17 protein-coding genes are annotated in these 18,682 nt (G+C 55.9%); 4 read left to right on the plus strand and 13 right to left on the minus strand.

The window, feature by feature from the left end:
- Window positions 1–160: 160 nt before the first annotated feature.
- From ACT3XD_RS11800 to ACT3XD_RS11815, 4 genes are all read left to right on the plus strand, one after another.
- Window positions 161–2,509 (plus strand): Tex family protein, encoded by a 2,349-nt coding sequence (locus ACT3XD_RS11800; RefSeq protein ID WP_192539548.1) that lies wholly within the window; start codon window positions 161–163, stop codon window positions 2,507–2,509.
- Between the two features lie 151 nt (window positions 2,510–2,660).
- On the plus strand, window positions 2,661–4,301 hold the full coding sequence (gene gshA / locus ACT3XD_RS11805; protein ID WP_192539549.1) for a glutamate--cysteine ligase: 1,641 nt from the start codon (window positions 2,661–2,663) through the stop codon (window positions 4,299–4,301).
- Window positions 4,298–4,798: a disulfide bond formation protein B gene (locus ACT3XD_RS11810; protein WP_192539550.1), complete on the plus strand. Its 501-nt coding sequence runs from the start codon at window positions 4,298–4,300 to the stop codon at window positions 4,796–4,798. The genes gshA and ACT3XD_RS11810 overlap by 4 nt, the downstream gene beginning before the upstream one ends.
- 49 nt (window positions 4,799–4,847) lie before the next feature.
- Window positions 4,848–5,699 (plus strand): alpha/beta hydrolase, encoded by an 852-nt coding sequence (locus tag ACT3XD_RS11815; protein WP_192539551.1) that lies wholly within the window; start codon window positions 4,848–4,850, stop codon window positions 5,697–5,699.
- 30 nt (window positions 5,700–5,729) lie between these two features.
- On the opposite strand, the gene ACT3XD_RS11820 is transcribed toward ACT3XD_RS11815, so the two are convergent.
- The 13 genes from ACT3XD_RS11820 to ACT3XD_RS11880 all read right to left on the minus strand — a co-directional run bounded on the left by ACT3XD_RS11820 (window position 5,730) and on the right by ACT3XD_RS11880 (window position 18,667).
- Window positions 5,730–6,143, minus strand: a complete 414-nt coding sequence (locus ACT3XD_RS11820; protein ID WP_192539552.1) for a RidA family protein — start codon at window positions 6,141–6,143, stop codon at window positions 5,730–5,732.
- Between the two features lie 11 nt (window positions 6,144–6,154).
- Window positions 6,155–6,562: an acyl-CoA thioesterase gene (locus tag ACT3XD_RS11825; protein ID WP_018915510.1), complete on the minus strand. Its 408-nt coding sequence runs from the start codon at window positions 6,560–6,562 to the stop codon at window positions 6,155–6,157.
- A gap of 70 nt (window positions 6,563–6,632) precedes the next feature.
- Window positions 6,633–7,313, minus strand: a complete 681-nt coding sequence (locus tag ACT3XD_RS11830; protein ID WP_192539553.1) for an ABC transporter ATP-binding protein — start codon at window positions 7,311–7,313, stop codon at window positions 6,633–6,635.
- Window positions 7,306–8,058 carry an ABC transporter ATP-binding protein gene (locus ACT3XD_RS11835; protein ID WP_192539554.1) on the minus strand — a complete coding sequence of 251 codons (753 nt, stop codon included), beginning with the start codon at window positions 8,056–8,058 and terminating at the stop codon, window positions 7,306–7,308. Before ACT3XD_RS11835 ends, ACT3XD_RS11830 begins: the two co-directional genes overlap by 8 nt.
- The gene (locus ACT3XD_RS11840) at window positions 8,051–9,121 is read right to left on the minus strand and encodes a branched-chain amino acid ABC transporter permease (RefSeq protein ID WP_225736316.1); all 1,071 of its coding nucleotides are present in this window, start codon (window positions 9,119–9,121) and stop codon (window positions 8,051–8,053) included. Before ACT3XD_RS11840 ends, ACT3XD_RS11835 begins: the two co-directional genes overlap by 8 nt.
- On the minus strand, window positions 9,114–10,034 hold the full coding sequence (locus ACT3XD_RS11845) for a branched-chain amino acid ABC transporter permease (protein WP_018915514.1): 921 nt from the start codon (window positions 10,032–10,034) through the stop codon (window positions 9,114–9,116). Before ACT3XD_RS11845 ends, ACT3XD_RS11840 begins: the two co-directional genes overlap by 8 nt.
- A gap of 77 nt (window positions 10,035–10,111) precedes the next feature.
- On the minus strand, window positions 10,112–11,254 hold the full coding sequence (locus ACT3XD_RS11850) for an ABC transporter substrate-binding protein (protein WP_192539555.1): 1,143 nt from the start codon (window positions 11,252–11,254) through the stop codon (window positions 10,112–10,114).
- Between the two features lie 33 nt (window positions 11,255–11,287).
- On the minus strand, window positions 11,288–12,952 hold the full coding sequence (locus ACT3XD_RS11855; RefSeq protein WP_192539556.1) for a benzoate-CoA ligase family protein: 1,665 nt from the start codon (window positions 12,950–12,952) through the stop codon (window positions 11,288–11,290).
- Window positions 12,953–13,138: 186 nt separating this feature from the next.
- Window positions 13,139–14,275 carry an acyl-CoA dehydrogenase family protein gene (locus tag ACT3XD_RS11860; RefSeq protein WP_192539557.1) on the minus strand — a complete coding sequence of 379 codons (1,137 nt, stop codon included), beginning with the start codon at window positions 14,273–14,275 and terminating at the stop codon, window positions 13,139–13,141.
- Complete coding sequence (locus ACT3XD_RS11865; RefSeq protein WP_412767952.1) at window positions 14,275–15,078, minus strand: enoyl-CoA hydratase family protein; 804 nt, start codon at window positions 15,076–15,078, stop codon at window positions 14,275–14,277. The genes ACT3XD_RS11860 and ACT3XD_RS11865 overlap by 1 nt, the downstream gene beginning before the upstream one ends.
- 57 nt (window positions 15,079–15,135) lie before the next feature.
- Entirely contained in the window at window positions 15,136–15,588 is a 453-nt protein-coding gene (locus tag ACT3XD_RS11870; protein WP_192539559.1) for a MarR family winged helix-turn-helix transcriptional regulator, read from the minus strand.
- Window positions 15,585–16,385 carry an SDR family NAD(P)-dependent oxidoreductase gene (locus ACT3XD_RS11875; protein WP_225736317.1) on the minus strand — a complete coding sequence of 267 codons (801 nt, stop codon included), beginning with the start codon at window positions 16,383–16,385 and terminating at the stop codon, window positions 15,585–15,587. The genes ACT3XD_RS11870 and ACT3XD_RS11875 overlap by 4 nt, the downstream gene beginning before the upstream one ends.
- Complete coding sequence (locus ACT3XD_RS11880; protein WP_192539560.1) at window positions 16,382–18,667, minus strand: bifunctional salicylyl-CoA 5-hydroxylase/oxidoreductase; 2,286 nt, start codon at window positions 18,665–18,667, stop codon at window positions 16,382–16,384. The genes ACT3XD_RS11875 and ACT3XD_RS11880 overlap by 4 nt, the downstream gene beginning before the upstream one ends.
- Window positions 18,668–18,682: the final 15 nt, after the last annotated feature.

Genomic DNA, 18,682 nt, shown 5'->3' on the forward strand with positions numbered 1-18,682 from the left:
GAGCAAGCCATGCCAGAAGGCCGCCCCCGGGCGGCTTTCTGCTATCTGGGTGTTTGAACGCCCCGTTCTGGCTTTTACGTCGTGCCCAGGTAAAGCGGTTATAGACTGATTGTGATACCTTGTGAGCACTTAAAAATGCTGCATGAGTTAGTTGCAATTTATGGATGTCAATCAGCGAATTATTTCCCGTCTAGCCGATGAGCTAGGCGTGCGTACACAGCAAGTGGCGGCCACGGTCGAGTTATTGGATGGTGGCGCAACGGTGCCTTTTATCGCCCGTTACCGTAAAGAGATCACCGGGGCACTGGACGATGTCCAGCTGCGTCAGTTAGACGAACGGCTGCGCTATTTGCGCGAGCTTGAAGAGCGCCGTGAAGCGGTACTGCTGGCGATTGACGAGCAGGGCAAGCTGGATGCGCCGTTAAAAGCGGCAATCCAGGCGGCAGAAACCAAGCAGCGTCTTGAAGATCTGTATCTTCCCTTTAAGAAAAAACGCCGTACCAAAGCGCAAATTGCGCGTGAGGCGGGCCTTGAGCCTCTCGCAGATGCGCTGCTGGCCAACCCAGCGCTTGACCCGGAAGCTGAGGCCGAGGGCTACCTGCGCCCGGCAGAGGGCGATCTCCCGGCGGTTGAAGATGCCAAAGCGGCACTGGATGGCGCCAAGCAAATCCTCATGGAGCGCTTTGCTGAAGACCCCGAGCTAATCGGGCGGCTGCGCGAGCGGCTCTGGCAGGAAGGCGAACTGAGTGCCCGCGTGTTGGAAGGCAAACAGCAGGAAGGTGCTAAGTTTGCGGATTACTTCGAACACGATGAGAAGCTTGCCAAGGTGCCCTCGCACCGCGCGCTTGCCATGTTCCGGGGCCGTAACGAGGGCGTATTGAGCCTGGCCATTCGCCTGCCGGGTGAAGACGAAGCGCCCATTCATCCCGCCCAGGTCGCGATTGCCAAGCAGGTCGGCATTGGCATTAGTGACGAGGGCCGGGCTGCCGATAAGTGGCTGGGTGAAGTGGTGCGCTGGACCTGGCGCGTCAAACTCTATACGGCGCTTGAAACCGAGCTTCTTGGCCGCCTACGCGAGCAGGCCGAACAAACCGCCATTGATGTGTTTGCGGCGAATCTAAAAGACCTGCTACTGGCCGCTCCGGCAGGGCAGAAAGTCACTCTGGCGCTGGATCCGGGTCTGCGTACGGGGTGCAAGGTCGCCGTTGTCGATGCCACCGGGCAGTTTATTGACCAGGCGACGATCTATCCCCATGCGCCGCAAAACCGTTGGGATGAATCACTCAACGTCCTCTCGAAGCTGGTTAAGCAGCATGGTGTAGAGCTTATTGCGGTGGGTAACGGCACCGCCAGCCGTGAAACCGACAAGCTGGCCATTGAGCTGCTTAAAGCGCTGGCGCCAGCGCATCGGTTAAGCAAAGTAATGGTGTCTGAAGCCGGCGCTTCGGTATATTCCGCGTCTGAATACGCTTCCCGCGAACTGCCTGATCTCGATGTGACGATACGCGGCGCGGTATCCATTGCACGCCGTTTGCAGGACCCGCTGGCTGAGCTGGTTAAAATTGAGCCCAAGTCGATTGGTGTCGGCCAGTATCAGCATGACGTTTCCCAGGTGCAGCTATCACGTAGCCTGGAAGCCGTGATTGAAGACTGTGTTAACGCCGTCGGCGTCGATCTTAATACTGCCTCCAGCGCCTTGCTTTCGCGTGTGGCTGGATTAAGCGCCGCCATTGCGGAAAACATCGTGGCGCAGCGTAATATTCAGGGCGCGTTCAAAAGTCGTAAAGCGTTACTCGAAGTGAGCCGCTTAGGGCCCAAAACCTTTGAGCAGTGCGCTGGCTTCCTGCGTATCCATAACGCCGAAAACCCGCTGGATGCCAGCGCTGTGCACCCCGAGGCGTACACCCTGGTTGAGCGTATTGCCAAGCAAAACGGCCGCGAAGTAAAAGGCTTGATTGGCGATAGCGCGGCGCTGAAAGCCTTGAAGCCCGCTGATTTCGCTGATGAGCGCTTCGGTATTCCGACCGTCAGCGATATTTTGAGCGAACTGGATAAGCCGGGGCGTGACCCACGCCCTGAGTTCAAGGCCGCTGAGTTTCGAGAAGGGGTGGAAACCCTAAAGGATCTCAAGCTGGGTATGGTATTGGAAGGTACGGTAACCAATGTGACGCCTTTTGGTGCTTTTGTGGATATTGGCGTTCACCAGGACGGCTTGGTGCATATTTCCGCGCTGTCTGACCGCTTTATCGATGACCCGCGCAGCGTGGTCAAAGCGGGCGATATTGTATCGGTCAAGGTAATGAGCGTGGATATTCCCCGTAAGCGTATCGGCCTTTCCATGCGCCTGGATGATGAGCCTGAGCAAGAGCAAAGTGCGCCAGGCAAGGCCTCCCGCAGTGATACGCGCAAGCCCGCGCGCAGCCAACGCCAAGGGAATAAATCCAATGAAGCGCCTGCTCCGATGGGCGCTTTAGGCGCTGCGCTGTTAAAGGCGCGCAAAGGTAAATAGCCGCATGTCTTGAATATTTAATGGTTGCCGCCATATCCTGCCTCTTATTGTTTATGAAATGGTTTATAAAACTGTTTATGGAAATGCTGGCGATGCCACCTGATTTCACCAAGGCCCGCAGCGCGGGCCTTACTGACAAGGAGTGTTCACCTTGCTTGAACCACTCACTGTGCCAACCGCGTTAACCGCCCAGGTTGAGCGTTTGCTGCCCAGCGCCCGTCTGGGAAGATTAGGCCGTCTACGCCGCGGTGTAGAAAAAGAAGGGCTGCGCGTTGACGCCCAAGGGCATATCGCTCAAACACCGCATCCCAGTGCCCTGGGCTCTAAATTAACGCACCCGCATATCACGACCGATTATTCCGAGTCATTGATTGAATACATCACGCCGGTGTATTCGCAGCCGCGCGAAGCGCTAGCGTTTTTGTCCGACCTGCATACGTTTACCTACCAGCATCTCGATCAAGAGTGGATCTGGCCGGGCAGCATGCCGTCGCGCCTTTCGGGTAACGACAGCATTCCGATTGCCGACTACGGCACGTCTAACGTGGGTACCATGAAGCACGTGTACCGCAAGGGGCTGGACGTGCGCTACGGGCGTATCATGCAGGCCATTGCCGGCGTGCATTACAACGTCTCGCTACCCGAAGATATGTGGCACGCCCTGCGCGAGATGGAAGGCGCGAGCAATATCCCGTTTAACGACTACCGTTCCACGCGTTATTTTGGCCTGATCCGTAATTTCCGCCGCCATAGCTGGCTGCTGCTTTATCTGTTTGGCGCCTCGCCCGCGATAGATAAAAGCTTTCTACCCGAAGGTAACGTACCCGAGAAGCTGCAGGCGCTGAACGACGATACCTTCTATGCGCCTTACGCCACCACGCTGCGCATGTCTGATCTGGGCTACCAGAATAAAGTCCAGTCGCAGCTTAAAATTTGCTTCAATTCGCTATCCAACTATGTGAATACGCTGCGCCATGCGATCTCATCGCCTTGGCCGGATTATCAAAAACTGGGCGTTAACGAGGGCGGTGACTGGCAGCAGCTAAACGCCAATATCCTGCAAATCGAGAACGAGTACTACAGCGATATACGCCCCAAGCGGGTCGCCAAGCACAATGAAACGCCCAGCCAGGCGCTTGAAGCGCGGGGTGTTGAATATATTGAAGTGCGCTGCCTGGATTTGAACCCGTTTGATCCTTTAGGCGTCACTGAAGCCCAAATGCGTTTCGTCGATACCTTCCTGATGTGGTGTCTACTCAGCGATAGCCCATGGATTTCCGATGAAGAGTGCGACCGCCTGGACGATAACCGGCGCTGGGTGGTGGAGCGCGGACGCGATCCTGAATTGACGTTGATTCGTCAGGGCCAGACCACTTCGGTACGTGAGTGGGGCGAGCAAATCATTGCCGAAATGCACGAAGTAGCCCGCCTGCTGGATGCGGTCGAAGATGACGCGCCTTATGCAGCGGCGCTGAACGAGTTGGCCCCACGTTTGAAAGACCCATCGCTTACGCCGTCTGCTCAGATGCTGATGCGTATCAAAGAGGGCAACGGCTCGTTAAGCGATACCCTGCTTGCCTTGGCTAAAGAGCAGGGCGAAAAGCTTAAGAACACGCCTATGCTGCGCTCACGCGAAGCCTTGCTTGCGCAGTTGATCGAAACCTCGCATCAGCAACAGCGCGATATCGAAGCGGCAGATCAGGTAAGTTTTGCCGAATTTTTAGAAACCTACTTTACCAAAGCGCGTGAATCCCGTGCTCTGTCGGCGTTACCACCTGAGGATAGCCAATGAACCAGGCAGCACTTCGTCCAGTCGCCCTCGCGGGCCTGGTATTTTGTGTATTGATGATGGCGGTAGCGCTCGGCCTTGAGCATATTGGCGGGTTTGAACCCTGCCCACTATGTGTGTTTCAGCGCGTAGCGGTGATCGTCGCAGGGTTAATCTTTGCGGTAGCGGCTATTCATAACCCCGGCGGCAAGGTAGGCGCAGGCATTTATGGCGCGCTGGGGCTAGCGGCAGTAGGAACGGGCGCCTTTATTGCCGGACGCCACGTCTGGCTGCAAAGCCTGCCTGCCGATCAGGTACCTTCCTGTGGGCCTGGTCTTGATTACATGATGGATGTGCTGCCCATGAGAGACGTCATTTCCATGGTGCTGAATAGCTCAGGTGAGTGTGCTGAGATCGACTTCATGTTCCTGGGCTTCTCACTGCCTGCCTGGACGCTGCTTGGTTTCGTGATACTCGCACTCGTGCCGCTGCGTATGTTGTGGTTAGCCATCAAACGCTAATGTTTTAAGCTGTCGGCTATTACTCAAAAACAATAAATAGGAGCACGACGTGCTTTATCGACACTTCGCCACACAAGAAGAGATCGACCGGGCCTACGATCCAATGCTCGGTCGTGACCCTCAGGTTTTAGTCCAAGATTGGCAACAGCGTAGTGAAGCGTCACGCGCAAAACACCGGGTGACGCTGGATCTTGCCTATGGTCCTTCCACTGCCGAGCGCATGGATATCTTCCATGCACAAAGCGCGGATGCTCCTGTGCATGTTTTCTATCATGGCGGCTATTGGCGCTCATTAAGCCATCGTGAGTTCAGCTTTATTGTCGATGGTCTCGTTAAGGCAGGCATTACGGTAGCCGTGGTCAATTACGCCCTGTGTCCCGAGGTGCGCTTTAGCGAGCTGGTTCGGCAAAGTCAGGCAGCGGTTGCTTATGTCTACCGGCATGCAAAAGCGTTAGGGGTCGATCCTTCTCAACTGAGCATTTCAGGGCATTCAGCCGGCGGGCATTTGTCGGCCATGCTCGTTGCGACCGACTGGGAAGGCGGCTTTGGCTTGCCCAACCAGTTGATTCGCGGCGCGCTGTGCATCAGTGGTTTATACGATCTGCGGCCATTTCCATGGTCGTGGCTACAGCCGAAGCTACAGTTAAGCGGGCGAGATGTTCAGGAATTCAGCCCGTTATGGCTGCCGTGCCGGGTATCGGCGCCAATGCAGTTAGCCGTGGGTGGCCAAGAGCCTGCCGAGTTTGAACGGCAAATGACGACTTATGGCGAGCAATTACTGCGCGACGGCCAACAGGTAGAGCAACATTTACTCCATGAAGCCGACCACTTTTCAATTCTTGAGCACTATCTTGAAGGGGGGTGTTTTGTTGAGTGGATCAAGGCGTTTCATAAGGTTTAGCAGCGCCCCGTCTGGGGCGCTTTCATATCTCTAGGCGCCAGGAATCATCGCGGTAGCTTCGATTTCCACCTTGGCCTGGTCTTCGACCAGCCCTGCCACCTGAACCATGGTCATCGCCGGAAAATGCTTACCCAATACTTCGCGGTAGGCAGCACCGACGTCTTTGAGTCGCGCCAGATACTCCCGTTTATCCGTCACATACCACGTTAATCGCACAAGATGCTCAGGGCCTGCGTTAGCCTCTTTCAAGACCGCCACAATATTTTGCAGTGCCTGATTCACTTGAGCGACAAAGTCATCGCTTTCAAATATCTGGTCGGCATTCCAGCCGATCTGCCCGCCTACAAAAACGGTCTGGCCCGAAGCAAGCACACCGTTGGCGTAGCCAGCGGCTGCTTTCCAGGAAGAGGGATGGAGAAGCTGATGAAAAGTGGCGTCACTCATGTTGGCTGTCCTTATTGGTTGTCGACGGTAATATGCTGGCGTATCGCATCGTTCCATGGCATAGACTTACCGCTACTTAACTCCATGAATACAAGCGTTAAACAACTGGTTAAGCGTTTCTGCTCACCGCAGTAAGCAATAATCTGAAGGTTTAGGCTGCTTCGCCCTACGGCCTGAACACTCAATTCAAACATAAGTCGTTCGCCTAGTCGGCTAGGCGCGTGGAACTGGGTCTCGATAGAAACAGTAGGAACCCCCGTACCATTTTCCACGTGCAGCTGGTTAAAGTCGTGGTGCAGAACCTCTTCGAACCAGTCCTCTACCACAGAGTTAATCAGCTCAAAATAGCGCGGATAAAAAACGATACCCGCGGGGTCGCAATGCTGAAAACGAACCTTTCGCTGTGTCGTAAACGCCATTGCTCCTCCTGTTTATTCTCAGCTGTTTTGTTAACTAGGGTTTTAACTAGGTTCTTAACTAAATTATTAGCTACACGCCCAGATAACGGTCTCGAAGCGTGTTATCCAGAAAGGCTGGCTTGCCATCCCACACCGTGCAGCCTTTTTCCAGGATGGTGCAGCGATCAGCAATGGGGAGTATTTCACTTAATGACTTATCCACCAGCAGGGTGGCCTGGCCTTGCTCCTTGAGCAGGCGAATCGCTCGCCAGATCTCCTGGCGAATAACCGGTGCCAGGCCTTCGGTGGCTTCATCGAGCACCAGAAGGCGAGGGTTGGTCATTAATGCACGGCCAATGGCTAACATCTGCTGTTCGCCACCCGAAAGCGTCTTGGCCATTTGTGCGCGGCGTTCTTCCAGGCGTGGAAAGAGGGTTTCGACTTTATTTAACGTCCACTCGCCGAGCCGTGCGGTCACCATCAGGTTTTCGCGCACGGTGAGATTAGCAAAGCAGCGTCGGCCTTCGGGAACCAGGCCCAGTCCCGCTTTGGCGATTCGATAAGCGGGTAAGCGGCGTAAATTTTGAGCATCAAACTCGATACTGCCTTTACTTGCCGGGGTCAGCCCGAATATCGAGCGAATGGTCGTGGTTTTGCCCATACCGTTGCGGCCCATCAGCGCGACCATTTCACCGGCGTTGACTTCCAGATTAACGCCAAATAGCGCCTGGGAAGGCCCGTAGAAGGTTTCAATATCGGCAACTTTAAGCATCATCATTCCCCAGGTAAGCTTCCCGAACGCGAGGGTCCTGTTTGATAGCATGGCTATCCCCATGGGCGATCACGCTACCCGATACCAGAACAGAAATCCGATCAGCCAGCCGGAAGACAGCCTCCATGTCATGCTCAATCAGCAGGATAGGCACTTCGTGTTTTAACGCTTCAAGCAGCTCGGTAAGCTTGGCTGAACCTTCAGGGCCCAGGCCTGCCATGGGTTCATCCAACAGTAGGGCACGCGGTTTGAGCGCCAAAGCGCAGGCGACTTCTACCTGGCGGCGTTCGCCATGCGAAAGCTCCGATACCGGCGTCCACGCACGGTGGCTCAGCTGCATACGCTCAAGCGCCTCATAGGCAGGTTCCAAAAGCGCCTTGTCGCGGGCAACGGGTTTCCAGAAACGGAAGCTATGACTTTGCAGCGCCTGAACGCCCATCATCACGTTGCGCATGACCGATAACGGCTCTGCCAGAGACGAGACCTGAAAGCTGCGTCCCAGGCCAAGCCTTGCACGCTGGGCAATGCTCATATGGGTGATTTCGGTACCCGCCAGAAAGACGCTGCCCTCATCAGGGCGTAAGTTACCGGCAATCTGCCCAATCAGGGTGGATTTGCCCGCCCCGTTAGGCCCGATAAGCGCATGAATCTCGCCTTGATGCAGTTCCAGTGAGACATCATGAGTCGCCTGCAGGGCGCCAAAGCGCTTGTGCAAATGTTGCAGCGAAAGGATTACATCACTCATTGCGCTCCCTCCCGGCAAGCCAGCCCATCACGCCGTGCTTGGCAAACAGCACAACGCCCAATAGCACCAGCCCAAGGAAGAGCTGCCAATACTCGGTAATCCCGCCTAGCAGCATTTCCATCATCACAAACAAGATAGCGCCAGCAAGCGGGCCATAAAGGCGCCCAACACCGCCTAAAATAACGATAACCATCAGCTCGCCGGAGAAGTGCCAACTGAGCATCGTTGGGCTGACAAACCCGTTCAAATCCGCATACAGTGCGCCAGCAAGCCCGGTAATCGCGGCGGAAATCACAAACGCTACCAAGCGAATGGGGTAGGGGCTAATACCTGCTGTCGCCAAGCGTACATCGTTTAATCGCGCCATAGTCAACGCGGCGCCAAAGCGTGATTTCATCAGACGTGAGGTAATCGCCATCGCTAAAACAAGGCCGGTAAAGCAGATAAGAAAGTAGGTTAATGCGTTAGTGGTATCGACTATGGGGAGACTATTGCGCAAATAAATAGGCAAGCCATCTTCGCCACCATAGGTTGGCCAGGAGTTGGCAAAGTAATAAATCATCTGCGCAAAGGCCAGAGTGATCATGATGAAGTACACCCCGGTGGTGCGCAGTGAAATAGCCCCGATGGCCAGCGCCAGAAGCCCGCACAGCACAATAGCTGCCAGCCATACCACCAGCAGGCTATCGCTGCCCGGTACGTTAAATGGCCAGGTCATAAACGGTGTCATATCAAAGGCGTGGTAAGCACTGATCCCCGCGATATAGCCACCCAGGCCGAAATACGCGGCGTGACCAAAACTCACCATGCCGCCGTAGCCAATGGCTAAGTTAAGGCCTACGGCCGCCATGGCAATAATCGTGATTCTGGACGCCAAATTAACGTAATAAAGATGGCCCAGAAAGTAAGCGGCTATGGGTAATAGTAGGAGTAGGCCGAGCAGAATCATCTGCACGATGCCCTTACGCCCAAAGTGGCTATCTACCTGGGTAGCTGGCGCAACCTCGGCAGTGCCTTGGCTCGGCATCGGCGTGTTCTTGGACACAGGTGTGTAATTAGTCATGGGCAGAGAACAATCCCTTCGGCTTGAACGCGAGAATAACGGCCATGAGGATATAGATCAGCATCGCGGCCAGCGCCGCCCCGGTGCCGGTTGCCTCGGATGGCGGCATAAAGGCGCGGAAGAAAATAGGCAAATAAACCCGGCCAAGCGTATCGACAACACCTACCAGCAGGGCACCGAAGAGAGCCCCTTTGATAGAGCCGATTCCACCGATGACGATGACCACAAAGGCGAGAATCAACACCGGCTCGCCCATGCCTACCTGTACGGACTGCAATGCGCCGACCAGCGCACCCGCCAAGCCCGCAAGTGCTGCCCCCAAGGCAAATACCACGGTATACAGCCGCGCGATATTCACCCCTAACGCGCCAATCATTTCACGGTCACTTTCCCCTGCGCGAATGCGCATGCCTAACCGCGTTCGGGAAATCAGCAGGTAAAGAGCAATCGAAATACTCACCCCCACGCCAATCAGCATCAGGCGGTAAAGGGGGTAGCGGGTACCTCCCGGTAGCGTGACGAATCCGGTTAACCAGGAAGGTGGGCTTAGCCAGAGTGGAGATGAGCCGAAAATCCAGCGTGTACCTTCCGAGAAGATCAATATAAGTGCAAAGGTTGCCAGCACCTGATCAAGGTGAGGGCGATGATACAGGCGGCGTATCACCAGGAGTTCAACCAGCGCGCCTACCAAGGCAGCCGCGGTAATACCCGCGCCCAGCCCAATCAGAAAAGAGCCTGTCGATGCGGTCACCGCCGCTGTCGCGTAGGCGCCCACCATATAAAATGAGCCGTGGGCGAGGTTGATAAGACCCATCACCCCGAATATTAGCGTGAGGCCGCTGGCCATCAGAAACAGCATGGTGCCAAGCTGCACGCCGTTGAGTAATTGCTCAATTAGCAGAGTAACGGACACGTTGGGCATCCTTTAACGAAGGAAAGTGGAGATGGAATTAGAGATAGGCTGGGTGAAGTCACCCAGCCATGCTGATCTCACATCTGGCACTGTTCGAAATAAACGTCCTGAATATCTTCGATTGCGATACCCAGCAGGCGGTTGGTAGGTTGACCATCATCACCTTCTACTACTTCACGAACGTAAATATCCTGGATGGGATGGTGATTGGGGCCGAACCGGAATTCGCCGCGTACGCTGTCAAAGTCGGCGGCACGCAGTGCTTCACGGAAGGCGTCTTGATCATCAGGATGGGCGACTTCCAGGGCGCTTAAAATCAGGTTCGCGGTGTCAAAACCCTGTGCTGCGTAAAGGGTCGGTGTCCGGCCGTAGGCTTCTCGGAAGCTGTCTACAAAGCGATGATTGGTTTCATTATCCAGATCATAAGCCCAGAGCGACGTGTTACGCGCGCCAATGGCCGCGCTGCCCACCGCCTTGATCAAAATCTCATCAAACGAGAACGCCGCGCCGAAAATGGGAATATCCACGCCCGAGCTTTCCCACTGCTTCATAAACGAGATGCCCATGCCGCCGGGTAGAAAGAAGAACAGGCTGTCGGCATCGCTGGCGCGGATCTGAGCAATTTCAGCCGCATAGTCGGTTTGGCCCATCTGGGTGTAGAGCTCGTCGACTACTTCACCTTCGTAAAGGTGCTTGAAACCCGCCAGAGCGTCGGTACCAGCCGGATAGTTAGGCGCCATGATGATGGGCCGTTCATAGCCTTCTTCGCGCATGTAAGCGCCCATGGCGCCGTGCAGGTTGTCGTTCTGGTAGGCCACGTTAAAGTAGTTTTCGTGACACATACGGCCGGCTAAATCGGAAGGCCCTGCATTAGGGGACAGGTAAAAAGTGCCCTGGCGTGTGACGGAAGGCACTACTGCCATGGCAAGGTTGGACCAGATAATGCCGGTAAGAATGTCAACATCGTCACGCTGCATAAACTCATTGGCCAGGCTGCGCGCCAGGTCAGGACGGTTAGCATCATCCTGAATGAGCACTTCAACCTCATCCTGTCCCGACTGCTCCATCGCCAGCATAAAGCCATCGCGCACATCGACACCCAAGTGAGAGCCACCGCCTGAAAGCGTCGTAATCATGCCGATTTTGACGTCCTCAGCCTGAGCCATCGCGACGCTTGAAGAGAGCAGAAGGCCAAGGCCTAAGCGAGTCATGTTTTTCATAATCATTCCCTCAATGTATTTATGGCGTTGTTATCACTTAGAGGTAGGTACGTTAGTGCCAGGAAGGCCGTTATCCGCGTAATACGCCTGATTCAACCGGAAACGCTGGACTTTACCAGTGGTGGTTTTGGGCAGCGTATCGATAAAGCGTATTGAGCGAGGATATTTATACGGCGCAATCGTTTGCTTAACAAAATCTTGCAGCATTTGTCGGCAAACATCATCTTCCTCAAATCCATCGTTTAAAACCACAAATGCCTCAACAATCTGGCCGCGTTCCTGGTGCGGCGCCCCAATCACGGCACACTCCTTGACGGCGGGGTGGGCAAGCAACGCTGACTCCACCTCAGGTCCGGCAATGTTGTAGCCTGCAGAGATAATCATGTCGTCATTGCGGGCGGCGAAATGGAAGTAGCCTTCTTCGTCCTGATAAAAAGCATCGCCGGTAATGTTCCAGCCATCGGCGACGTAATTGCGCTGACGCTTATCGGCTAAATAGCGACAGCCGGTAGGCCCCCGCACCGCTAGTTTACCGACCGTGCCACGCGCCACATCACCCATGGCGTCATCTACAATGCGCGCCTGATAGCCAGCCACCGGTTTGCCCGTGCAGTTAGGCCGGTGGTCGTCCAGGCGGTTGGTGATAAAGATGTGCAACATCTCAGTGGCGCCGATACCGTCGAGTATTGGAACCCCCGTTTGTTTGATCCAGTCGTGATAGATCGGCGCTGGTAGCGTTTCGCCAGCAGAAACCGCAATGCGCAAGCTACTCAAGTCGGTACGGCTAGTGGGCGCGGACAGCATGGCGCGATAGGCGGTAGGCGCTGTGAACACCACCGTTGCCTGATATTCGCGGATGATTTCCATCATGTTGGGTGGGGAGGCATGCTCAAGCAGCACGGCCGTTGCGCCAAAACGTAAAGGGAAGATGGCAAGCCCGCCCAGCCCAAAGGTAAACGCCAGTGGGGGAGAGCCGACAAACACATCGTCCGGGGTTACCTGCAGCACTTCTTGAGCGTAGCCATCGGCAATGATCAGTAGGTCACGCTGAAAATGCATGGTGGCTTTAGGTGAACCGGTAGTGCCGGAAGTGAAGCCCAACAGTGCTACGTCATCGGCCGCGGTATCCACGGCATCAAACGTTATCGGCTTGTCTAATGCCATACGGTCCAGTTCTGCGTCATGGTTCGCTGTGCCATCAAAGCCGACCACCCGTTTGAGAAATTGGCTTTGGGCCTGGCTTTCCACGAGTTCTTCAAGCAGGCGGGTATCGCATAAGGCTAAACTGATTTCCGCCTTATCGATCACCTGGTTCAATTCTTTGCTGCGCAGCATGGGCATGGTGTTAACTACCACGGCACCTGCTTTGGTCGCCGCTATCCAACAGGCCACCATTGCCGGGTTATTGGCTGAGCGAATCAACACCCGCTGGCCGGGAATTACGCCCAAATCATCTACCAAGACATTGGCAAGACGATTGGTCCACTCAGCGAGTTCTCGATAAGTGCGCCGTCGCCCATTGCCTGCCAGGGCAATGCGTTCGCCGAATCCGTTGGCGACCAAGCGGTCACAGAGTTCCACACCCGCGTTTAGCCGCTCGGGGTAATCAAAGCCTGAAAGCAGAAATTCTGGCTGTCCATCAGTGGGTGGCAGGTTATCCCGCGTAAACGTGTCCACATGGGCCGACTGAAAGTACATACCAACCTCCGTATTTAGTGTCGTTGTTTATTCCTGACGACGTCTCAACGAAGGCGCTGTCAGGGATACGGTGTCTGGCGTTATGCGTTATTTTTGTTTTTTGGCAATGTAGCGTTTAGCAATTTCGTATTAAGTAATGTCGTATTGAGCAAACTCGTGTTGAGTAACGTGTCGCGTTTACTGGTATCAGTTCACCTCGGCGAGCAGGCTGCGGGCGATCACGACCTTTTGTACGTCTGAAGCGCCTTCATAAATACGCAGCGCGCGGATTTCACGGTAAAGGCTTTCAATAATATGGCCTTTGCGCACCCCATCGCCGCCGTGTAGCTGCACGGCCTGATCAATGACCTCTTGCGCCTTGTCGGTCGCAAATAGCTTGGCCATGGCCGCTTCCCGGGTAACGCGCGCAGCACCCTGGTCCTTGGTCCAGGCTGCGCGGTAAACCAATAAAGCGGCGGCATCCACATTCAGCGCCATATCAGCCAGGTGACCCTGAACCATTTGTAGATCGGAAAGCGATGCGCCAAATAGCTCACGCGAGCGGCTGCGGGATAATGATTCATCCAGCGCCCGGCGGGCGAAGCCCAGCGCCGCTGCCCCAACGGTTGAACGAAACACATCCAGCACCGCCATAGCGATACGAAACCCCTGGCCCGGCTTGCCGATTAACGCGCTTTCCGGCAAGTACATATCGTTAAAACCCAGGCGCGCCAGCGGATGAGGGGCAACCGTTTCCAGGCGTTCTAAAATCTCCAGGCCTGGCGTCGTGGCAGGCACTAAAAAAGCCGAGAGCCCTTTAGCGCCCGGGCCTTCGCCGGTGCGCGCGAAAACCGTATAGATATCGGCAATCCCGCCGTTAGAAATCCACGTTTTTTCGCCATTCAAACGGTAGCCGTCGCCCTCGCGTTTGGCCGTGGTATCCAGCTGCGCCACGTCAGAGCCTGAGCGAGGCTCGCTAAGCGCAAACGCCGAGAGCGCTTCACCTCGGCGGGTTTTATCCAGCCACTGCTTCTGTTCATCGCTGCCAAACAGGCTGATCGCGCCGGTGCCCAGCCCCTGCATGGCAAACGCAAAATCCGCCAGCCCATCATGACGGGCGAGGGTTTCGCGGATCAGGCACAAGCTGCGTACATCGATATGCTCGCCTGCCGTGCCTTCCAGAAAACCTGCCTTGCCCAGGTCGCGGACGAGCTGAACGCAGGTCGCATCCACATCGGCGTGCCCGCGAGGCAGTTCTTTGTTGCACCACGCTTCCAGGCGCGCGGAAAGATCGCGATGCCGGTCCTCAAAGAAGGGCCACTCAAGAAATTGCTGGTCGCTCATTAATCCCCCTTGAACTCGGGTTTTTGTTTGGCTACGAAGGCGTGGTAGGCACGTGCAAAGTCGTTGGTCTGCATGCAGATCGCTTGCGCCTGGGCTTCTGATTCAATGGCCTGTTCAAGGCTCATCGACCACTCCTGATTCAGCTGGGTCTTGGTAATGCTGTGCGCAAAGGTAGGGCCCTGCGCCAGCCGGGTGGCGTAGGCGATAGCGTCTTCTTCAAGGGAGTCAGGTTCGACTACACGGTTATAAAAGCCCCATTGCAGGCCTTCTTCGGCGCTCATGCTGCGGCCGCTATAAAGCAAATCTGCCGCTCGGCCCTGGCCGATAATGCGCGGTAGCATCGCGCAGGCGCCCATATCACAACCGGCTAAGCCCACGCGGGTAAACAGAAACGCCGTGCTGGCGCGAGGCGTGGCAAAGCGAATATCCGAGGACATGGCGATAATCGCTCCCGCCCCCACGCAAATGCCGTCGATGGCGGTAATAATCGGTTTGCCGCAGTTCAGCATGGCTTTTACCAGATCCCCCGTCATGCGGGTGAATTCCAGCAGGCCTTTCATGTCCCGGCCCACCAGCGGGCCGATAATTTCATGCACATCACCGCCGGAGCAGAAGTTATCGCCGTTGGACGTAAATACCACCGCGCTCACATCGGTGGCGTACACCAAGTCGCGAAAGGTATTGCGCAGCTCGGCATAGCTTTCAAAGGTCAGCGGGTTTTTGCGCTCTGGGCGATTCAACCGAATAACGGCGACGTTGCCACGCATTTCCCAGATAAAATGTTCGGGGGCTAATTCAGCCATGCTTGTCATCTTATTGTTCTCGTCGGTCAGTGGTTAGTCGGGTATCAAGCCGTGTGATCAGGTCGCATCGCTAAGCGGCGTGGGTAGCCGGTGGAGCAGCTCACCGATGTGGTGGGCGTCCTCTTCAGCGACTCCTTCAAACAGCGCGTTGATCCAGCGTTCATGCTCCGCCGCCATTTTGCTGAAGCTTGAGCGGCCCGCATCCGTCAAACAGACCCGGGTGGCACGCCGGTCACCCTCAATGGCAATGCGCTCAACGCAGCCATCTTCTACCAGGCGATCAATAATGCCGGTCACGTTGCCATTGGATACCCGGAGGCGTCGAGATAGCTCATTCATCTTCAGGCCATCCCCATCGGCATACAGCGCCGCCATGACGTCAAAACGCGGTAGCGTCGTGTCATGCTCGGTACGCAGGCGCTCGCGCAGCGTGGATTCCACCTGGCGAGTAACGCGTAACATGCGCAGCCATAACCGCAGGCGTTCTTTGCTCAAGCGCTCTGCCGTCATACTTCGCCTCCTGAAATCGAGATCGCCTGACCATTGATGGCGCCGCTATACGGGCCGCATAGCCACAGGGCGGTCGCGGTTACTTCTGAAGGCGTTATCAGGCGGCCGGTGGGGTTCGTGGATTTAAAATGGGTGCTTGCCTGCTCGGCAGACTGTCCTGTCTTGGTCACAATGGTCTCAATGCTGGCCGCTAAGAGGGGCGTGTCGGTAAAACCGGGGCACAGCGCGTTAACGGTAATATTGCGGGTGGCCGTCTCGGCTGCCAGTGAACGCACGAGCCCGACCACCCCGTGTTTTGCCGCGCAGTAGGCGCCTACGTAGGCGTAGCCTTTAAGGCCTGCGGTTGAGGCAACGGCAATCAATCTGCCGCCGTCGTTTAGCTGTTTTAAGCCTTCCCGAAGGGTCAAAAACACCCCGCTCAGGTTAACGTTCAGCATGCGCTGCCACTGCTCAAAAGAAGTTTTAGCGAACGGCGCACTTTCGGCAGCGCCGGCGTTGGCAATCACAATATCAACGCTACCCAGCTGCTCGAACAGCGCCACCACGGTGGCTTCGTCGGTAACATCGACCACTGCGCAGTGGATGCTTGCATGCTGCTCGGCAACGCTTTGAAGGGCAGCTTCTCGGCGTCCGGTAATCGTCACTTCTGCCCCCGCTTCAGCAAAAGCCAGGGCCATATCGGCGCCGATACCGCTGCCGCCACCGGTAATCACTACCCGTTTGCCTGCCATGTTTTTGACTACTATGTCTTTGCCTACCATGTCTTTGCCTACTACGTTTTCGTCTACCGCGCTCATATCCAGCCCTCGCCACGTTCTGCCAAGCGCTGTAGCTGATCGGCACCTGCCCGGTAGGGGGCTGGCCACTCAACGTCGTGATCGCCCAGGCCCGCGGCAACGTGCAGCAACCAGTAAGGGTCGGCGAGGTGAGGGCGAGCGATACACACTAAGTCAGCACGTCCGGCGATCAGGATCGAGTTGACGTGGTCGGCCTGATAAATATTGCCCACCGCTATGGTGGGAATAGGCGTCTCATTACGAATCCGGTCAGAGAAGGGCGTTTGGAACATACGTCCGTAAACCGGCTGAGCTTGCGTCGAGGTTTGTCCGGCCGAAACATCAATAATGTCCACGTCTGCGGTGCGTAGCCGCTTGGCGATTTCCACTGCATCGTCAGGGGTAATGCCTTCATCACCGCGCCAGTCATTGGCGGATATGCGCACCGATAACGGTTTATGGGCAGGCCAGGCGCTGCGCACGGCGCGGATAACCTCAAGCGGGTAGCGCAGGCGATTATCCAAAGAGCCGCCATACTCGTCATCACGGTGGTTGGTCAGCGGGGTAATAAAGGATGAGAGCAAATAGCCGTGGGCGGCGTGAATCTCGATCATGTCAAAACCGGCACGCTCAGCCATTTGCGCGGCGCTGACAAATTCGTCGCGCACCTGATCCATATCGTCGCGAGTCATGGCTTTGGGCGATTGGTTTCGCTCTGACCAAGGCTGGGCAGAGGCTGCTAGTAACGGCCAGTTTTCTTCAGCCAAGGGGGCATCCATTTCCTGCCAACCCAGCTGAGTAGAGCCTTTCGGACCAGAGTGGCCGATTTGAGCGCACAGCTTGGCGGGGGTTTCTGCATGTACGAAATCACATAGGCGTTTCCAGGCGGCTTCGTGTTCTGGTGTGTAGAGGCCGGGGCAGCCGGGGGTGATCCTGCCCGTTGGGCTTACGCAGGTCATCTCGGTGTACACCAGGCCGGCACCGCCTTTGGCACGCTCGGCATAATGGATAAAATGCCAATCGGTCGGGCAGCCATCCACCGCTTTATACTGCGCCATTGGGGATACCACCACGCGATTGACCAGCCGCATATCGCGAAGCTGGTAAGGCGCAAACATCGGTGCCCGTGAACTGCCTTCATTGCCTGACTGGGCTTGAAACCAACGCTCTGCACTCGCCAGCCACTGCGGGTCGCGCACGCGTAAATTCTCGTGGCTAATGCGTTGCGAGCGGGTCAGTAACGAGTAGTTAAACTGAACCGGGTCCAGATCCAGATACCGCTCAATCTGCTCAAACCACTCGGTCGAGTTGCGCGCGGCGGACTGTAAACGCAGCACCTCGAAGCGGCGTTCTTCTTCGTAGCGGGCCAGCGCATCGGCCATGCGGGTTTCGCTGTGCAGGTACTTGGCCAGCGCGATCGCACTTTCCAGAGCAAGCTTGGAGCCCGAGCCAATCGAAAAATGCGCCGTAGCAGCCGCATCGCCCATCAGCACTACGTTTTCGAAACTCCACTTCTCGCAGAGTACGCGGGGGAAGTTGATCCAGGCCGAGCCGCGCACGTGGTTGGCATTGGTCATTAATGAATGCCCGCCAAGATGTTTGGCAAAGATCCGTTCGCAGATCGCAATCGATTCCTGCTGGCTAAGCTCTCCAAAGCCAAACGCCTGCCAAGTGGCCTCGCTACACTCGACGATAAACGTCGCCGTGTCGTTATCGAACTGATAAGCGTGCGCCCATACCCAGCCATGCTCGGTTTTTTCGAAAATAAACGTGAAAGCGTCATTAAAGGTCTGGTGCGTGCCCAGCCATACGAATTTGCACGCCCGCACGTCAATATCGGGTTTGAAATGTTCGGCATAGGTTTGCCGGGTACGGGAGTTAAGGCCGTCGGCGGCGAGTACCAGGTCAAATTCGCGCCGGTAGTCATCAATGCTGGTGTCGGTGACGTCGGTTTCAAAGCGCATTTCCACGCCCAGTTCACGCGCGCGCTCTTGCAGTAAGATGAGTAACTGGCGGCGGCCAATGCCACAGAAACCATGGCCGGTCGAAACGGTCTTTACCCCTTTATGAATAACCGCAACGTCATCCCAATAAGCAAAATGCTCACGAATGCGCTCGGCGCTAACCGGGTCGTTGGCTGCCAGGTTGTCCAGGGTTTCATCGGATAAGACCACGCCCCACCCGAAGGTATCGTCTGCTCGATTGCGTTCAAACACCACAATTTCATGGGCTGGATTATGCAGCTTCATGCTAATGGCAAAATACAGGCCGGCAGGCCCTCCACCCAGGCAGGCGATTCTCATTGTTATTCTCCCCGT

This window comes from Halomonas sp. AOP7-B1-5, assembly GCF_052353045.1.
Classification (GTDB): domain Bacteria; phylum Pseudomonadota; class Gammaproteobacteria; order Pseudomonadales; family Halomonadaceae; genus Vreelandella; species Vreelandella colorata.